20 protein-coding genes are annotated in these 17,603 nt (G+C 38.6%); 8 read left to right on the top strand and 12 right to left on the bottom strand.

Annotated elements, in window-relative coordinates:
* The first annotated feature begins 97 nt into the window (after window positions 1-97).
* The 5 genes from mdtD (at window position 98) to dinB (ending at window position 5,532) form a co-directional block, all read left to right on the top strand.
* The gene (gene mdtD / locus BEN71_RS01520; RefSeq protein ID WP_068972977.1) at window positions 98-1,489 is read left to right on the top strand and encodes a multidrug transporter subunit MdtD; all 1,392 of its coding nucleotides are present in this window, start codon (window positions 98-100) and stop codon (window positions 1,487-1,489) included.
* Window positions 1,490-1,557: 68 nt separating this feature from the next.
* Complete coding sequence (locus BEN71_RS01515; protein ID WP_068972978.1) at window positions 1,558-2,526, top strand: hypothetical protein; 969 nt, start codon at window positions 1,558-1,560, stop codon at window positions 2,524-2,526.
* 74 nt (window positions 2,527-2,600) lie between these two features.
* A complete protein-coding gene (locus tag BEN71_RS01510) occupies window positions 2,601-3,311 on the top strand; it encodes a glycoside hydrolase family 25 protein (RefSeq protein WP_068973042.1) in 711 nt (236 codons plus the stop codon).
* A gap of 59 nt (window positions 3,312-3,370) precedes the next feature.
* The gene (locus BEN71_RS01505) at window positions 3,371-4,408 is read left to right on the top strand and encodes an MBL fold metallo-hydrolase (protein WP_068972979.1); all 1,038 of its coding nucleotides are present in this window, start codon (window positions 3,371-3,373) and stop codon (window positions 4,406-4,408) included.
* A 68-nt stretch (window positions 4,409-4,476) separates the two neighbouring features.
* Window positions 4,477-5,532, top strand: coding sequence for a DNA polymerase IV (gene dinB, locus BEN71_RS01500; protein WP_068972980.1), 1,056 nt, complete (start codon window positions 4,477-4,479; stop codon window positions 5,530-5,532).
* Between the two features lie 35 nt (window positions 5,533-5,567).
* Here the strand turns inward: dinB and BEN71_RS01495 are convergent, their stop codons facing one another.
* Entirely contained in the window at window positions 5,568-6,482 is a 915-nt protein-coding gene (locus BEN71_RS01495) for a DMT family transporter (protein ID WP_068972981.1), read from the bottom strand.
* Window positions 6,483-6,668: 186 nt separating this feature from the next.
* Between BEN71_RS01495 and BEN71_RS01490 the strand changes: the two genes are divergently transcribed.
* The gene (locus BEN71_RS01490) at window positions 6,669-7,526 is read left to right on the top strand and encodes a helix-turn-helix domain-containing protein (protein WP_068972982.1); all 858 of its coding nucleotides are present in this window, start codon (window positions 6,669-6,671) and stop codon (window positions 7,524-7,526) included.
* 19 nt (window positions 7,527-7,545) lie between these two features.
* On the opposite strand, the gene BEN71_RS01485 is transcribed toward BEN71_RS01490, so the two are convergent.
* From BEN71_RS01485 to BEN71_RS01465, 5 genes are all read right to left on the bottom strand, one after another.
* A complete protein-coding gene (locus BEN71_RS01485) occupies window positions 7,546-8,154 on the bottom strand; it encodes an alpha/beta fold hydrolase (RefSeq protein ID WP_068972983.1) in 609 nt (202 codons plus the stop codon).
* A 6-nt stretch (window positions 8,155-8,160) separates the two neighbouring features.
* Entirely contained in the window at window positions 8,161-8,802 is a 642-nt protein-coding gene (locus BEN71_RS01480; protein ID WP_068972984.1) for a glutathione S-transferase family protein, read from the bottom strand.
* A 94-nt stretch (window positions 8,803-8,896) separates the two neighbouring features.
* The gene (locus BEN71_RS01475; protein WP_068972985.1) at window positions 8,897-9,295 is read right to left on the bottom strand and encodes an OsmC family protein; all 399 of its coding nucleotides are present in this window, start codon (window positions 9,293-9,295) and stop codon (window positions 8,897-8,899) included.
* Window positions 9,296-9,344: 49 nt separating this feature from the next.
* Window positions 9,345-10,292 carry a pirin family protein gene (locus BEN71_RS01470; protein WP_068972986.1) on the bottom strand — a complete coding sequence of 316 codons (948 nt, stop codon included), beginning with the start codon at window positions 10,290-10,292 and terminating at the stop codon, window positions 9,345-9,347.
* A gap of 229 nt (window positions 10,293-10,521) precedes the next feature.
* Window positions 10,522-11,133 carry a TetR/AcrR family transcriptional regulator gene (locus tag BEN71_RS01465; RefSeq protein ID WP_227542643.1) on the bottom strand — a complete coding sequence of 204 codons (612 nt, stop codon included), beginning with the start codon at window positions 11,131-11,133 and terminating at the stop codon, window positions 10,522-10,524.
* A gap of 95 nt (window positions 11,134-11,228) precedes the next feature.
* On the opposite strand from BEN71_RS01465, the gene BEN71_RS01460 reads away from it, so the two are divergent.
* A complete protein-coding gene (locus BEN71_RS01460) occupies window positions 11,229-12,695 on the top strand; it encodes a carotenoid oxygenase family protein (RefSeq protein ID WP_068972988.1) in 1,467 nt (488 codons plus the stop codon).
* 13 nt (window positions 12,696-12,708) lie between these two features.
* Window positions 12,709-13,191: a GFA family protein gene (locus BEN71_RS01455; RefSeq protein WP_068972989.1), complete on the top strand. Its 483-nt coding sequence runs from the start codon at window positions 12,709-12,711 to the stop codon at window positions 13,189-13,191.
* Window positions 13,192-13,419: 228 nt separating this feature from the next.
* Here the strand turns inward: BEN71_RS01455 and BEN71_RS01450 are convergent, their stop codons facing one another.
* From BEN71_RS01450 to pdxH, 6 genes are all read right to left on the bottom strand, one after another.
* On the bottom strand, window positions 13,420-13,698 hold the full coding sequence (locus tag BEN71_RS01450) for a DUF2798 domain-containing protein (protein ID WP_068972990.1): 279 nt from the start codon (window positions 13,696-13,698) through the stop codon (window positions 13,420-13,422).
* Complete coding sequence (locus BEN71_RS01445; RefSeq protein WP_068972991.1) at window positions 13,688-14,005, bottom strand: DUF3861 domain-containing protein; 318 nt, start codon at window positions 14,003-14,005, stop codon at window positions 13,688-13,690. The genes BEN71_RS01450 and BEN71_RS01445 overlap by 11 nt, the downstream gene beginning before the upstream one ends.
* 18 nt (window positions 14,006-14,023) lie before the next feature.
* A complete protein-coding gene (locus BEN71_RS01440) occupies window positions 14,024-14,419 on the bottom strand; it encodes a transcriptional repressor (protein ID WP_068972992.1) in 396 nt (131 codons plus the stop codon).
* A gap of 40 nt (window positions 14,420-14,459) precedes the next feature.
* Window positions 14,460-14,993, bottom strand: a complete 534-nt coding sequence (locus tag BEN71_RS01435) for a PadR family transcriptional regulator (protein ID WP_068972993.1) — start codon at window positions 14,991-14,993, stop codon at window positions 14,460-14,462.
* 202 nt (window positions 14,994-15,195) lie between these two features.
* Entirely contained in the window at window positions 15,196-16,899 is a 1,704-nt protein-coding gene (gene recJ / locus BEN71_RS01430) for a single-stranded-DNA-specific exonuclease RecJ (protein ID WP_068972994.1), read from the bottom strand.
* Between the two features lie 25 nt (window positions 16,900-16,924).
* Window positions 16,925-17,581 (bottom strand): pyridoxamine 5'-phosphate oxidase, encoded by a 657-nt coding sequence (gene pdxH / locus BEN71_RS01425; protein WP_068972995.1) that lies wholly within the window; start codon window positions 17,579-17,581, stop codon window positions 16,925-16,927.
* Between the last annotated feature and the right edge of the window lie 22 nt (window positions 17,582-17,603).

The following is a 17,603-nucleotide window of genomic DNA, read 5'->3' as shown; positions in this document are numbered from 1 at the left end:
TATTGCAAAAAATTGACCATTACAGTGATCAAAGCACAACACAAAGCATCAGGCTTTTGTTTTAAAATATCACCACTCACCCCAAACTCTTGCTCATATGACTGTCGCACCCACGCATTTAAAGTTACAGCCTGAATTTTATTTATTGGTTTTTTTGGTGTCGATCGGCTTTTTTATGCAAGGTTTAGACACCACTATTATCAATACAGCATTACCTGCAATGGCAACGAGCTTGCAAGAAGACCCGCTCAAGATGCATGGTGTGGTGATTAGCTATGTTTTGGCTGTGGCTGCCTGTATTCCTTTAAGTGGATGGTTTTCAGATCGTTTTGGTGTCCGTAATACTTTTTTTGCTGCCATCGTCATTTTCACTACAGCATCTATCGGTTGTGCATTATCTAACAGTTTTAATACTTTAATCATATTCCGTGTCCTACAAGGGATTGGTGGTGCATTTCTCTTGCCTGTCGGGCGTTTGGCCATGCTGAGAATTATTCCCCGTGAACAGTTTTTATCGGCAATGAGTACTATGAGCCTTGCGGGCTTACTTGGTCCATTGGCGGGTCCTATTCTTGGTGGATGGTTAGTTGAATATGCCTCATGGCATTGGATTTTTTTAATTAATGTTCCGATCGGGCTACTTGGGATGTTGGTCACATTTAAAGCCATGCCAAATGTCACTGAATCTTCAGTAAAATCATTTGATTTAAGTGGTTTTGTGCTTTTAGCCATTGCGATGATTGGGATGGCTTTAGGGATTGAAAATATTGCCAGTACTGAAGTTTCAAAATCGCTGAGTATAGGTTTACTGATCTCAGGGTTCATTGCCGCTTTAATCTATGCTTATCATGCGCATACGCATCAAAATGCCTTATTTCGTAGTCGCTTATTTAAAAATAAAATCTATTCAATTGGTGTTTTAGGCAACTTTTTCGCGCGCTTTGGTAGTAATGCTGTACCTTTTCTTTTACCGCTGATGCTGCAAGTTGCGTTTAATATGGAGCCCTTTATGACAGGTGTGATGTTGACACCTATCGTGATCGGTTCATTGGTCTCTAAACCGATTATTCGACCAATTTTGCAACGCACAGGCTATCGTTCAATTTTAATTGTAAATACCTTATTGATCGGGTTGTGTATTGCCAGTTTTGCTTTACACACGGCGGACACACCGACATGGCTCAGAACATTGCATTTCTTTGTCTTTGGGGTAATTAACTCACTTCAATTCGTCGCCATGAATACATTTACACTCAAAGATTTGCCACAACAAGATGCCAGTAGTGGCAATAGTTTCTTGTCGATGATTATGATGTTGTCGATGAGTATCGGGATTGCAGTTGCAGGGACTTTACTGAATGCTTTCACAAACTACTTCAATCAAGCACATATTACCCAAGCATTCCATTACACGCTGATTTGTTTAGGTTTAATGAATATCGTGACCATGATTATTTTTCTACAAATTCCCAAGTATTTTAAGGATTAAAGGCTTCAAAATAACTTAGATAAAATAAACTAAAGAAAGTAACTAAATAAAGAATAAGGAAACTCAACATGATCATTCCCCAATATTGGGCTGAAGCAAAAATAACAATTCAGCATGAAGGAAAACAAATAACCATTAAACGCTTTGGATGGTCAGATCTGAGTATGGAGGATGCTCAAATACATGCTGAAGCTCGCAAAACTGAAGCCGTTGAGAAGCTTAAGTCTCGCCAAGATGTCCGAAAATTTGATCATAAAATTCCTTACAATAGCAGTGAAGGACTTCCCATACGTGAAGAAATCATAGACCAACAAAATGATGTGATTATCACGCGTAATTCTTATGGTGCGCTTTGTCTAAATACACCTGATGTACTCTTTGCAGATATTGATTTTAATGATGCACCAAGTCGACAATTGTATTTTGCAGGCTTATTTGCACTCTTTTTGCTCTGCGCTGTGAGCGCATTATTATTCAAATCATGGATTGTACTTGGTATAGGTATACTGTTTTCGATCATGATCAGTCGACAAACCGCTGAAAAGTTATTGGAAATTCAACATCGATTTATATCCAACCCTGAGCAACAGGGCTTAGCACTCATTCGTAGTTTCTCTCAAAGCCATCCAACATGGCATTTACGTGTCTATCGGACACCAAAAGGCTTTCGTGTTTTAGTGATGCATCAGATATTTGATCCAAGAGGTGAGGAAGCCCAACTGCTTTTCAACGCATTACAAGCCGATCCGAATTATGTACGCATGTGTAAGAACCAAAATTGTTTCCGCGCAAGGATTAGCCCTAAACCTTGGAGAATCGGTGTCGAAGCATTACGTTCAGGTGTTTGGCCTGTTCAAGAAGATCGTTTGCTCGACCGAGAAATTTGGATCACAAAATATCAGTCACTTGCTCAGAAATATGCTTCATGTAAGTTTATAGAACAATTGGGTAGTCAATTGACGCATCCCAAGGCAAAACGCGTACAATCGATACATGATCAATACTGCAATGCGAATATTAACTTAGAAATCGCATAATCTATGTACAGGATTATCTTGTGAAACATTCAGCCAAAACCGCCAAATTCACCCGTACTCGTTTCACGTTAATCATGACAGGGCTATGCAGTGTAATTGGTTTGGCAATGTTGTATGTTAATATTGCTTCTGCTGAACCTTATCCAATCAATGGCTTCGATGTGTCACACCATCAGGGCGATATTGATTGGAAAAAAATCTCTCCGCAGCAATATCAATTTGTTTATCTCAAAGCCACAGAAGGTGGTGACTATCAAGATGATAAGTTTCAAGACTATTGGTTAGAAGCACGTGAGCGTGGCATGCGCGTTGGTGCGTATCACTTCTTCCGTTTATGCCGTGATGGCGATATTCAAGCACAGAATTTTATCAAAACTGTTCCAATCAAAACCAATGCACTACCCCCTGTCATCGACTTGGAATATGACAGCAATTGCATCAATACATTCACCAAAGAACAATTGCTCAAACAGATCAAATCTATGCATGACCAATTGCAAACGCATTATGCCAAACAACCAATTTTCTATACTTCAAAAGTGTTTTATAACATGGTGTTAATCGGTGAATTTAAGGATACCCCGATTTGGATTCGTGAATATAAAGAACAACCTGATTTAAAAGATGGACGTCCGTGGACATTTTGGCAAAAAACCAATCAAGGCAAAATTTCAGGTATCAATAAAAATGTCGATTTGAATGTGTTTCATGGTGATGAAAAACAATGGAAACAATTTTTAGAAAATAATCATGTGATTCAAACAGAAAAATCTGCAAAGCCATAAAATCGTCGAATAAATATGCTACCGTGATAGCCAATAAAATAAAAATATGCGAATCACGGATGAAGCTTAAAAAGATCGTTACCTTTTCGATTTCACTGATTATATTTCTAGTGATTGCAACACTGACGTTTTTATTACAACCCTCAGGACATGTCCAAAAATTTCAGAAATGGATCTATCAACCTGAGCTAAGCTCATCTGAAAATAATCAAAACAATAGTCAAAATCATCTAGATAAAAAACAACTCACGGTCAGATTCTTTGGAGTTTCCACCCTGTTATTTGATGATGGACAAACCCAGATTTTGATTGATGGATTCTTTACTCGTCCCTCACTCACACAAACCTTATTGAAACCCGTGCAAAGTAATCCAAAACTGCTTGCACAAATCATTAAAGACTACGATTTAAAACGCGTACAAGCCGTATTCACCTCACACTCTCACTATGATCATGCGCTCGATATCGCTGAACTCGGCAAGCAATTACCCATTAAAATCATCGGTTCAGAAAGCACAATGAATATTGCACGAGGTGGGAATGTTGCAGAACAACAGCTTCAACTCATTTCCCCTTTGCAAACAATGCTATTTGGTGAATTTAAGGTCACAGCTATTCCATCTCAACATACCCCACCTACTGCCGTAAATAATGATCTCGGCGAAGTCATTACACATCCATTAAAACAACCTGCACGTTTTTCTGAATTTAAAGAAGGACACAGTTTTGATTATTTGATTGAACATCAAGGCTATAAAGTCTTGGTCAAAGCCAGTACTGGTGTTATCGCGAATCAGTTAAAGAACATGCATGTTGATACATTATTTTTAGGCATTGCCCAACTATCACGTCAAACACCTGAATACCAACAACAATATTTAGAAAAAACCATTGGAACAATAAAACCCAAAACCGTCATTCCAATACATTGGGATAATTTCTGGGAACCGCTACCGCTGACTCAGCCTTTGGAATTTTTACCTTATCTTGCAGATAATACTCAAAAAAGTATGCAAACTTTGTTCCACTACGTGGAACAACAACATGCCAAAGTGGTCATCTTGACACAACCTGTCGCTTACCCTTTGCAAAACTAGAATTTCTACAGGGAAAATGAGTGAGGTCTGTTAGAATCATCTTACAGCGTTATAACACTGTGTGATTCATGAGAAAAATCATTCATATTGATATGGACGCGTTCTATGCCTCAGTAGAACTGCGTGAACGTCCTGAGTTGCAACATTTACCTGTGGTGATTTCCTCACATCACCCTCGGGCAGTGATTGCTGCTGCATCCTATCCTGCACGGCAGTTTGGACTCCGTTCTGCTATGTCGATGGGACAAGCCAAGAAACTTTGCCCGCAAGTGGTGGTGATTGAACCTAATTTTGATAAATACCGTGAGGTATCACAGCAGATTCATGAGATTTTTCAACAATACACACCGCTGATTGAACCACTTTCTTTAGATGAAGCTTACTTAGACGTCACTGAAAATTTAAAAAATATTCCCAGTGCGACAGAAGTGGCTGAATGTATTCGTGCAGATATTTTCAAAGTGACAGGCTTAACTGCATCCGCAGGGGTTGCCCCAAATAAGTTTCTCGCCAAAGTTGCCTCAGATTGGAATAAACCGAATGGTATCTGCATCATTAAACCCAGTCAGGTTCAGCATTTTATTCATGATTTACCATTAAAAAAAATCCCTGGCGTGGGCAAAGTCACCCAAGAAAAATTAACCAGTTTAAATCTACAAACATTGGGGGATTTACAGCAGATTGATGAAAATGTACTGATTCACCATTTTGGAAAATACGGCAAACAATTGTTTCTATATGCGCAAGGAGTTGATGAACGACCTGTTCAAGCTGAACGACAACGTCAACAAATTTCTAAGGAAACCACTTTTGATGATGATCTGACCCTCGAACAATGCTCAGGCTATTGGGACACGCTAATTGAACGAGTCTGGCTCAGTTTAGATAAAAAACAAATGTCTGCACGTGGTGTCACGGTCAAACTGAAATTGAAGAACTTTCAAGTGTTACAACACAGTAAAAGCTTTAAAACAGCTTTGAAATCTCAACAAGAAATGGTGCAAGTCATTCAGATTTTGTTAAATGAAATGCAAATTCCCAGTCATTTTCAATTCCGTTTAATCGGTGTCGGTTTATACCAACTCGCAGAACAGCAAGATGAGTCACAACTGTCTTTGTGGTGATCCTACATTTATCTAAATTTTATTTTCATTATAAATCATACCTTTCTTGATTCGCCTTGATGAGAATTCAACTTACTTAGCCATTTAGGTTGTGCAAATAAAATGTAATTTCCAAATAAAATTAAAAATACGCCGATACATGACAATGTATACCAATGATAATTTTCCCAAATTGTTGAAATACTGAGTGCAACCAATGGAAATAATAATGTGCTATATGCTGCCTTGCCTGCCCCAATGCGTCCAATCAAAATAAAATACAGAGTAAAGCCAATGATGGTTCCAAAGATACTCAAATAACCTAAAGCAAATAAGCCTTGTAGCGTGATAGTCGGGAAAAAATCTTGCTGGGTTATCAAGCCAATCAAAAGCATCGTCACACTTCCATACAACATGCCATAAGCATTGGTACTCAAAACATCAAGCCCTCTTTTTTGGTGTCGAATACTGATCATATTCCCTAATGAAAATCCATAGGTTCCCAACATGCATAAACCAATTCCAAGCAGAATTTTTGAATTTAAATGAGCCGTAAAAAGATCATGCCAAAATAATGCAACAATTCCTGCAAGTCCCAAAATGGAGGCAGGTATAAAATAGAAAGATATTTTCTGTTGGAAAAATAATTTATTGTTAAATGCGTTAAATAAAATAGCCATAGAAAAAATGACGGATTCTAGCCCACTATTGATATATGCGACTGCGCTATAAAAACAAATAAAATTGAATCCAAAAATGCAAAGACCTTGCAATGCACAAAATAAATGATCCCAGAGATTCAAAGCCTTAAGTTTTTTAGTGAGCAATAAGCCGATAAAAATAATCATTGCAGCGATCAAGAAGCGCCAGAACACACCAATGACTGGGCTAAACTGACCATGTTGTAATTTAATCGCAATCCATGTGGTTCCCCAAATGATGACCACTGAAAAATACAACAAAACATTCATAAACTTTCTCGAAGATGCGCTAAGAGTTTTAGTTTGCTTGCTTGAGCAAAAACTCTCCGTCATATTCTTGTGGTCACTTTCACAATCTTGCTATTTTCTTTGCTTATTTTTGTTTATTGTGAAAACAGTCGCTAAAATCTAACCAAACAGATTGTTGTCATAATCATTTTAAGACCATGTGATGATATGAAATACAAAACGCTTGAAATACTACAACTGCACAATGCCCAACTGATTGACACAGTTCATATCGGTTCAGGGATACAAATGGCTGCATGGTCAAATCAAAAAGATAATGTCAGCGTTTGTAGTAATCATCACACCTTAAGCCTTTATATTCGAGGTGGCTATGAAAGTTATCGAAAGACTTCTACAGGTTGGAGAAATGGTGGTGCACCAGATCGATTTTGTCTAATGCCACAAGGCTTAGAATCGACTTGGGATGTCCGAGATCACTTAAGTTTTGTGCATTTATATTATACAGATCAGCACTTAAAAAATATTGCTGTGAAAATATGGGATAAAGAACCCTCTCAGATTCAACTAAACGAAAAAGACTTTATTCAGGACCCATTGGTCAGTGCGACTTATCGTCATTTTTTATTAAATGGACAGTGGCAAGATCAAGAAAATCAATTACAGTTTAGTTCAGCAGCCAATCTATTATTGAACCATTTAATTCAAAATTACAGTAGTGTTCAATGGAGACTTCCCTATGTTTCGGGTGGTTTAGCACCGCACATTTTAAGGACTGTTTTGGAATGGATCGAACAACATTTACATCTATCAATCAGTATTGCAGATCTTGCTCATCAAGCAAATCTGAGTGAATACCATTTTGCTCATATGTTTAAGCAATCTACAGGACAATCACCACATCAATATGTATTACACACACGCCTAAAAAAAGCCCATGAATTGATTTTAAATAGTCATTTAGAACTAATCGAAATTGCTTTAAGTTGTGGATTTAGTTCAGCAAGTCACTTCAGCACACGATTTAAACATCATTTTGGCTATATACCGTCTCAATTACGTAAATAAATTTAATGCGACATACCTTTTATTTTGCCTCTTCTATTTTTTCTAAAAATTTCTGAATGATTTGAGTTAATTGATTAGCATGAGTAAAAGCTAAATCATGTTGCCCATTTTCAATCACATGCAGTTCTGAAATCACAATCTTGCCATGTAAATATTGCCCCACTGCCACGGGGCTAATCGGATCAGCATCACCCCAAATCAATAACACAGGACAGTCAATTTTATAAAGCTGTTCATCTAAAAAGATGTGCGGACGAACGAACCAATCAGGCACAGAGAAGTTTAGTTGATAATCCTCTCTCCAATCCGCCACATCAAATGGGCTTAAGTCGATACCACCTGATGTCGCGACCAAGACTACAGCTTCAATCAATTCTGGCTTTTGCAATGCCGCTTGCACCGCAAAAATTCCACCCATTGATTGCGCAATGATGACTGAGGATTGTTGAATTTGATCTAGAACATAACTCTGCAAATCTTTGAAATTGTGTACATCGACATGATCGGGATAACCACCAAAACTGGGGTAAGCGATTACTGTCTTTTCTCCAGTCACAACGAGTTTTTCTGCAACAGGGCGCCAAAATTCAGTATTTCCAGATGCACCAGGTAAAAAGATCAAATTCATTGGGTACTAAAAACCACTTTTTGCTTTAGCATTTTGAAATGCGGGGCGCTGTTGAATACGGTCAGCATATTCTTTTAATAAGGGATATTTCCCCGCCACACGCTCTTGCAAAGCGACAATTGGAAAACTCATTTGAATATCTGCAAAAGAAAAATCTCCTGCAAAATAATCATGTTTGGTTAAATGACTTTCTAAGAATGGAATGTGATCTGCCAACCGAGGATTAATAAATCCTGCTTTTACGCCTTCAGTAATCTTCTTTGCAACAGGTTTGATAATAAAAGGCACATGCTTGGGTACATTGCTCAATACCAAGTTAAATACTAATAAAGGCATCAAAGAACCTTCTGCATAGTGCATCCAATAATTGTATTGCATCAGATCTTTGGGTTCGTGAGGTTTGAATTTATTTTCAGTGTCATAAGTGTTTTGTAAATAATCCAAAATCACCGCAGATTCAGCAATAACCAAATCACCATCCGTTAATACGGGCGCTTTACCTAAAGGATGAATCTGTTTGAGTTCAGGTGGCGCAGAAAAAGTCGGTAAGCGTTTATAATATTTGACTTGATATTCGACACCTAACTCTTCCAACGCCCACAAAATTCTCAGAGAACGTGACTGTTCCAAATGATGTAACGTAATCATTGTTATTGCCTCTATTATTTTGCATTGACTATAAGCGATTATGATAAAAAAAGGCATCTTGTTTTACAAAATGCCTTTTCATTGAAATAGAAAATCAAATAATTGACGTATTAATTTCCACACTACGCAACAAAGTTTTGGTCACAGGTGTTTTCTGACAAATATCCAAAACCTTCTGATGTAATTCTTCAGTTAAAGGTTGAGCAAATGACAAACGACGTTCGATCCATTCCTGCCCTTCTTTATTGGCATTAAAATCTGCTTTAACTTGAAACTCACCCAAATCAAAACCTTTGTGTTGCGCATACATACGCAAGGTAATCATGGTACAAGAAATCAAGCCTGAACAAATAAAATCATACGGCGCTAAACCTTTGTCCTGCCCACCAAAAGATTCAGGTTTATCGGTAATCAAATGATGCTTACCACTGCTTACCTCTCCAGACCACGGTTCAGGCAAGCTTTTTACTTGAGCTTGTGCAATAACAGCCATATTATTTTCCTTATCTGAATTCATTATTTAAATGAGCGATGTAAATGACTTACTTCGATGGACGCATTTTTTCAGGGAATGCTGGAGCTTCTAAACGTGCACCCTCATAATCAGGAATCGTGCCAAAACGTGCATCGTGATTGATCCATTGCTCAGTCGCAATTTTCAATTCTTCCTGAGTACGTCCCACCAAATTCCACCATAGCAAAATTGGGGACTCAAACGGCTCACCACCAATCAACAATAAACGTGAGCCTTGCGGTAACTCCACCTCAATTTGAGAAACACCTGGCTCTAACACCACCATGTTATCGCTATTCAAAGTATGACCATTGACTACCGCATCACCTTCCAATGCAAGGAATCCATATTCATATTTAGGGTTCAGCGGAATCACAGATTTGGTCGATTCTTTGGCAAAAAAATCGATCCCAAGTAATTCAGTATGGACTTTTACAGGTGAATGTTTACCCAAAAAATCACCGACTAATACGGTAAATTCAATATTGTCTTTTTCGACAATCGGCAATTCTGGGTAATGATCAAACTGCGGTGCCATATTGATTTTGTCGTCAGGTAAAGCAATCCATAATTGCGCAGCATGCATCTTAGTTTCAGTGTCTGGCGCAACCTCAGTATGTGAAATACCATAACCTGCAGTCATTAAATTGACCTGTTTCGGGCGAATGAGTTGCTTAGAACCGATGCTATCGGTATGCATCAATGTGCCTTCTATCATCCACGTAAATGTTTGCAAACCGATATGCGGATGCGGTCCTACATCTAAGCCATCACCTTGTGAAAAGTCCACTGGACCTGCGTGATCAAGAAAACACCATGCGCCGATCATACGCTTTTGGCGACTCGGTAAAGCACGTTTAATGACGGTGCCTTTGCCTATTTCCGCAGCGCGAATAGGAAAATCTTGAATAAATTGATTCACATATTTTTCGCAATCATCTGAATGGGAAAGTTCGGTAAAATTGGTATTGGTCATTTTATTATCCTAAAGTTGTTCATCAGTCTAGGATGTCTATTCAACATCTTTTGTACTTTAATTACTTGAATTGATCATAAAGAATCAATTTGTGTCGAACCATCACTATCTTAATACGCTGAATACCATCTATAGGACAATGATAATTTTGCTTTTTGTTGTAAATCATCAGATAACATTCTGTCAGTGCCAGAATAAAGCCATTTCTAAAACCATCAAGTCAAGAGCATCACTCAGTTTTTAACGTCTCCAAAACCTGATCAATCATATTTTCACGATCAATCTCAGACAGATCATCAAACTGACCATCCACCAATAAATGACTTAAACCATGCACCACACTCCATGATTTAACCGCAAGCACTTTGGCTTTAGCATCATCTACAGACACATTTAAAGTATTGGCAATCGCATACAACATCCCTGTATAAGCCAAATTTGCCATGGCTTTTAAGTTTTCATCGGCTTGGCTCACAGTGAAGCGTCCATACATTAAACGAAACAGTGCAGGATACTGCATGGCAAAAGCAATATATTGTTTACCTGACAAAATAAAACCTTGCCTGCTGTCCTCCGAGTTTTGAATCGCCTGACCTTGCAGTGTTAATAATTGCTCAAAGCCATGAATCGCCATGGCAATTAATAATTCCTCTTTATTGGCAAAATGCCGATAAACGGAATTTGCCGACACGCCAATAATTCGGGTCAATTCACGCATACTGAACTCCGTGCCCTGCGAAGACTCCAATAAAATCAAGCCCTGCGTCAATAAAGTTTCACGCAGATTGCCATGATGATACGTCGTGACCGAATCGTGGATTTTTTTATTCAATGTTGACACCGTAAACATTAATATTATAAATTAAATGTGACTACTGTACACATTGCACAAATTATACGAAACAAGCAATAAAAACTCAAAAAGGATGCAGAATTATGTCAAGTTTCATGAATAACTTAGCCAATAATCGCTTGGCTATGGGAACACTGAATTTCTTTGCCGAACTTGCGAAAAAGCGCATCCCCTATGTGGATGATAACCCTTTTCTCAAAGGTCCTTTTGCACCTGTCGCTGAATCCGTTCATCACGATTTCAACGTCATTGGCACGATTCCAAAACAGCTTGATGGTCTCTTTTTACGCATGGGACCGAACCCATTAGAAGTGAAAAATCCTACACTTTATAATTGGTTTATTGGCGATGGTATGGTGCATGGACTACGCCTCAAAGATGGACAAGCCTTATGGTGTAAAAGTCGCTATGTCGGCACACATCAGGTTCATGACAAATTAAAACGTCCTCGCATTGAAGGCAATCCTCGTGGTGTGGCAGACATTACCAATACCAATATTATTGGTCATGCAGGAAAAATCTGGACGATTGTAGAAGCAGGGCCGCTTCCTGTTGAAATGGATGCCGAGCTGAATAGTGTCCGTTATCGTTTATTTAATGATGATGAAAAATTTGCATTTTCAGCACATCCACACAAAGACCATGAAACAGGTGAATTACATGCGATTTGCTACGATGCTTTGGTGATGAATCAAATTCATTATCACGTGATTGATCAAGATGGAAAACTGAAAAACCGTGTCAGTATTCCTGTACAGCATGGTCCAATGATGCATGACTGTAATATGACTGCAAGTAAAATGGTGATATTCGATTTGCCGATTACATTCTCAATTTCCAATATCATGCGTGGTGCCGATTTCCCTTATCAATGGAATGAAAAACATCAAGCAAGAATTGGTTTATTACCTAAAAATGGCAACGCCGAAGACATTCGTTGGTTCAAAGTCGATCCATGTTTTATTTTCCATAGTTGTAATGCTTATGATCTGGAAAATGGCGATGTGATTTTAGATGCTGCCGTGCATGATGAAACCTTTAAAAACACCATTCAGGGTCCATCGGATGGTCAAGTGGTACGTTTTGAACGTTGGCATCTGCAATATGCAACAGGTGAAATTAAGCGTACAGTCATTTCTGCAACACCTCAGGAATTCCCTCGTTTTGATGAGCGTTTGGCAGGTAAATCTTATCGTTATGCTTATACGATTACTTTAGGCGAAGAAGGTATACCGGGCAATCCAACCGATATTCAAGCGAATTATTTGTTGAAACATGATTTAGAATCGAATGAAACCACACAACATTTTTATGGTGAGGGTTATGTGACAGGTGAAGTGATTTTTATTCCAAATCCTGATACTCATGGTGAAGATGAAGGTTGGTTAATCTCTTATGTACATTCAATCGACTGCAAAAACAGTAAAGTGGTGATTTTGGATGCCAAAGATATTACCCAAGAACCTGTGGCGATCATTGAACTGCCGACACATATTCCTTTAGGTTTTCATTCCAATTGGGTGAATCAAGCGGACTTAGATGTAAATTAGGAGAATAAAAAATATGGAAAATACACCAATCATTCAACAGGGGCGTTGTACATGTGGGCAATCCTCTTTTAATGTCGATGGTACGCCACTGATTCGATTTATTTGCCACTGTCGTATTTGCCAAGACCTTTATCAAAAGCCTTTTGCCGATGTTGTGATTTTCCCTGAAAAAGCAGTCAAATTGCAAACCACAGAATCAGTTGAATTTAAGAAGTTTCGTGCACCACCTGCGGTCAATCGTGGCATTTGTAAGTCCTGTGCAAAACCTGTGTTTGGTGTGATGTGGGTTGCGCCATTTACACGATTTGCATTTGTTCCTGCGATGAATTTAGCGGATTCAACACAACTGCCTGAGCCTGTAGGACATGTGTTTTATCATCGCCATGTTGAAGAAATGTATGATGGTATGCCAAAAATCAGTGGCTATGTGGCGAGTCAATTGTTTCTATCGCAGAAGATTTGTATGAGCATGGTATTACAGAAATTTTCATCATAATGATCAATAAAAAAGCCTGACATCCTGTCAGGCTTTTTTACGTATTTGATGCTTTGGTCTGACTCCTGTCGAACCTGCACTTCCTTTGCTGTCTTTTATTATTTTTTCTGGAGCATCCTGCTCTCTATGTCCCCATAATAAGAAATTGATGTTGATCTGTATATGCGACAAATCCCTAAATCTTTGTACGCTTAAACTTACACCGACATGACTCCTTGCATCATAAAATTATTTCGATGGAGGTGATAAATCAACCACCAAAGCAGTAAAACGACGTACCGAAGGTAAGAAAATCATCACGGTAGGAAATGCAACCAACCATGAAAATAGCCATATTCCCAACCATTGACTAAAAAAGCCATCAAACCATCCGATATTTTTCCATAAATTAAGCATGGAAATTGTGCCACTCATCAGCCCAGAAAGGAGCAATGGCATAATGACACCTGCATACTTGGCAGGAAGTTTTGGGATTCGCCCGATCATCATTGCAGATTTATCTCGCATTCAACTCAGCTCTTTGCTTTACCTGTTGCTTCATATTTTTCATAAACTGTAAAATGGCAGGCTCTAGGTCTTTGAATAGAATATGATCTCTATGCATAAGCATTACTTCTAAAAACAATTTCAAACCAATCGCAAAAGCTTTGGTGGTTTCCTCATCAAAAAACTCAGCTGCAGTTAAACGTTCTACAATTTTAAAAATATCATCATGATTGCCAACATCGAATTCAATGTTTTCATCATAAGTTGATGGATTGCCTTTAGCGTCGGCAAGATGCTGAACGGTCACATGGTATTGATGTTGCTTCATATTTATACTCTTTTCATTTCAATGGGATGTATGACCAAATTCAATATCAACCACATCGACATTGAATGACTGAAATACATGTACGAGAGATTCAATCAACGATTCTTTATTCACTTGCGCTAAGGCAGAACATTGAATATTCAAAGCACCCATATCAGACAATTCTGGAACTGCATATTTGGTATCACTTCGACCCTGCTGTTTTTGAATGATTAATCCTGATTTTTCTAAGTCACACACCACACGGTAAATCGTTGAAAGACTCACTTTTTGCTGTGTTAAATAAAGTTGCTGATAGATTTGCTTTGCTGTTAGCTGTTCATTTCTGTCTAAAAGTACTTTTAAAACTGCAACCCGCGCTTGAGTGACTTTTAAATGTACCTGATGCAATTTCTGTTGGATCTGAATGCTCATATTCACCTCGGTTCGTTAAAACATCGTGCTCAACACTATGTTATAAACGCCCGATTTCCACCGCAGCTTGATCTATTTTTTCAGCGATTTGTCGTACCTGTTCAGAGTCAAAATCATTATTTTTCAGCTTTAATCGTAATGCTGTTTTTAAATTTTCCATTGCTCGGTGAATATCAAGAAGTTGATCATTTTCATGAATTTCTCGACGTGTTTCTAAGCGCTCTAATAAATGTTTAACTTGATCATTTTGTGATTGAAGATGTGTATTTCCTGCTTCAGTAATGTGATATTGCTTACGATCACCCTCCGTCATGTGTGCTTGAACAAAGCCCATATCTTCTAACCAACTTAATGTTGGATAAATTGTGCCCGCACTTGGGCTATAACCACCACCGACTAAATCACTAATCTCCTTAATAATTTCATAGCCATGTTTCGGCTGCTGTGCAATCAAATGAAGCACCAAAAGCTTCATTTTTCCAGACTCAAATAATCGACCACGACGTCCACCATGTTCTCGTTCTGCATGTTCATGACGTTCAAAGTCATGCGATGAAAACTGGTCTGATTTCATAAGAACTCCACAGCAATTTGATTAATTAATAATAATCAAGATATATCTTAATATATCTTTAAGCAATAAATTTTTTACAATGCGACTTTAATATAATGATAAATAATGAATTTTTAATTAAATCTTACGATATATCTTAATTCATAAAGATATAAAAAAAGGACGCTTAACGTCCTCATTATTCAACATCAACTTGTTTGAATTATGAATCTAAATACAACATTTTAAGTTGTAAACTCACTCTGCCATTAAATTGATTCTTATCCAATTCATACACAATATGCACAGTACTTTGAGTTGGATCAAAATTAAATTTATTCAAAGCATTAAAGGCAATTGCATCGACCATTTGACCATTGCCCAAAGCCAACCGTAACTTCAAATGCACATCTTTCAGCCAACGATGTTCAGCCACCTTAAATCGCCCTTCAAACACAGGTGCAGGGAATTTTTGCCCCCAAGGGCCCAATGCTTCAAGTGTATCTACTGTTTCAATCTGAAAAGCTTCAGTAGGCAATTCACCATCTGTCCATAAAGTCGCTTGAAACAATTCATCATCCGACTGCGCGATTAATTCAGTGAACAAGGTTTTAAATTCTTCAAAATGTTGTTTTTGAATGGTTAAACCTGCAGCAGCAGCATGACCACCAAAATGACTGATCAAATGCGGATGTTGTTCAGCGACTTTTTCAATGCTGTCACGGATGTGAATCCCATCAATTGAACGCGCCGAACCTTTGATATGAATCCCGTCTTCATCGGCAGCAAAAACGATACTCGGACGATGAAACTGTTCTTTTAAACGCCCAGCAACAATTCCAATCACCCCTTGATGCCAATGCTGTTCAAACATGACCAACGCAGCGGGAAGATTTTCTTGATCAAGCTGTAAATTTTCCAGCTCAGTCAATGCTTCCTGTTTAATTTGGGTTTCAACCTGACGACGTTCTAAATTCAAATCATTCAGTTGCCGTGCAAAAGCATAAGCAGTTTGCATATCAGAAGCCAATAGACATTCAATCCCGATGTCCATCGTATCCATACGCCCTGCGGCATTGATTCGAGGACCTAAAACAAAACCTAAATCAGAGGCTTTTAACTCAGCTGGATCACGTCCCGCAATATCAAGTAATGCGCTAATCCCTGCACGGCATTGATTCTGCTGAATACGTTTCACCCCTGCATCAACCAAAATGCGATTGTTATAGTCCAGACTTGCCACATCGGCATAAGTGCCCAATGCAACCAAATCTAAATATTGAGGCATTTTGGCAGCAGATTTACCCAATTTGGCACGATAACTACTTAAATTCGCCAAAAGGTAAAATGCAACCCCCACCCCTGCCAAAGCCTTACTCGGAAACTCACAACCCAATTGGTTTGGATTGACTACAGCTTCTGCTTTAGGCGTTTCTTTGGTGGTTAAATGGTGATCTGTAATAATGACTTGCATGCCATGCGACTGCGCCTGTTCCACACCGGCATGACTGGAAATACCATTGTCCACCGTGATCAATAAATCAGGCTGATACGTTTCAAAGGCTAAGTCTGCAATTTTAGGCGTTAAACCATAACCATATTTAAAACGATCAGGAACGAGATATTGAACATTTGCGCCCATTTCACGCAATGCGAGTATCATCAAAGCGGTACTGGTTGCCCCATCAGCATCATAATCACCGACAATGACGATTTTTTGTTGCTGATCAATTGCTTGATCAATATTATGAATCGCTTGATCTAAGCCTTTCATTTTCGGTGCAAGCAGATATTTTAGCTTTAAATCGAGTTCTTGTTCAGACTGTACACCGCGTCGCGCCAATATTTCGGCAATAAAAGATGACACCCCCTGAAAGGTTTCAGGGCGTGATAATAATGGGCGCTGTTTAATTTGAAGTTTTGACATTTTAAATGAATGCTTAGGAATATTTTTAAGGCATTAAACGCTGTAACTTCCAAAAACCATCTGTTTTTTCATAAGTTAGACGATCATGCAAACGGTTTGGACGACCTTGCCAAAATTCATAATAATCAGGCTCTAGACGATAACCACCCCAGAATTCAGGTTTCGCCAATTCAGTTTTATCAGCAACTCGGTCATGTAATTCTTGGAAGCGTTGTTGTAATAACTCACGACTTTCAATCACACCACTTTGCGGAGTACTGATATGCGCAGCGATTTGGCTATCACGTGGGCGTTTGTGATAATAGTCTGTCGATTCTTCTAAAGAAATTTTCGTCACTTGCCCACTAACACGCACTTGTCGTTCCAGTTCCGGCCAATAAAATAAGAGTTCTGCATAAGGATTAGCGGCTAAATCCAAACCTTTTTGACTGTCATAATTGGTATAAAAGTCATAACCTGCTTCGGTCGCACCACGCAGTAATACAGTACGAACATGCGGACGTCCTTGTGCATTGGCAGTCGCCAAAGACATCGCATAGGGTTCATGAAGTTTTGCTTCTAAAGCCAAATTAAACCAATTCAGGAACTGCTCATGTGGTTGCGTATCCACCTGTTCCTCACGTAGTTCACCTTTTTGATAAGTCAGACGAAGCTCACTTAAATCTTTAATCACATCACTCATGAACCTAAACCTTGCATTCTGC

The organism is Acinetobacter wuhouensis (genome assembly GCF_001696605.3).
In the GTDB taxonomy this organism is placed as follows: Bacteria; Pseudomonadota; Gammaproteobacteria; order Pseudomonadales; family Moraxellaceae; genus Acinetobacter; species Acinetobacter wuhouensis.
This window is presented reverse-complemented; position numbering and strand designations above follow the sequence as displayed.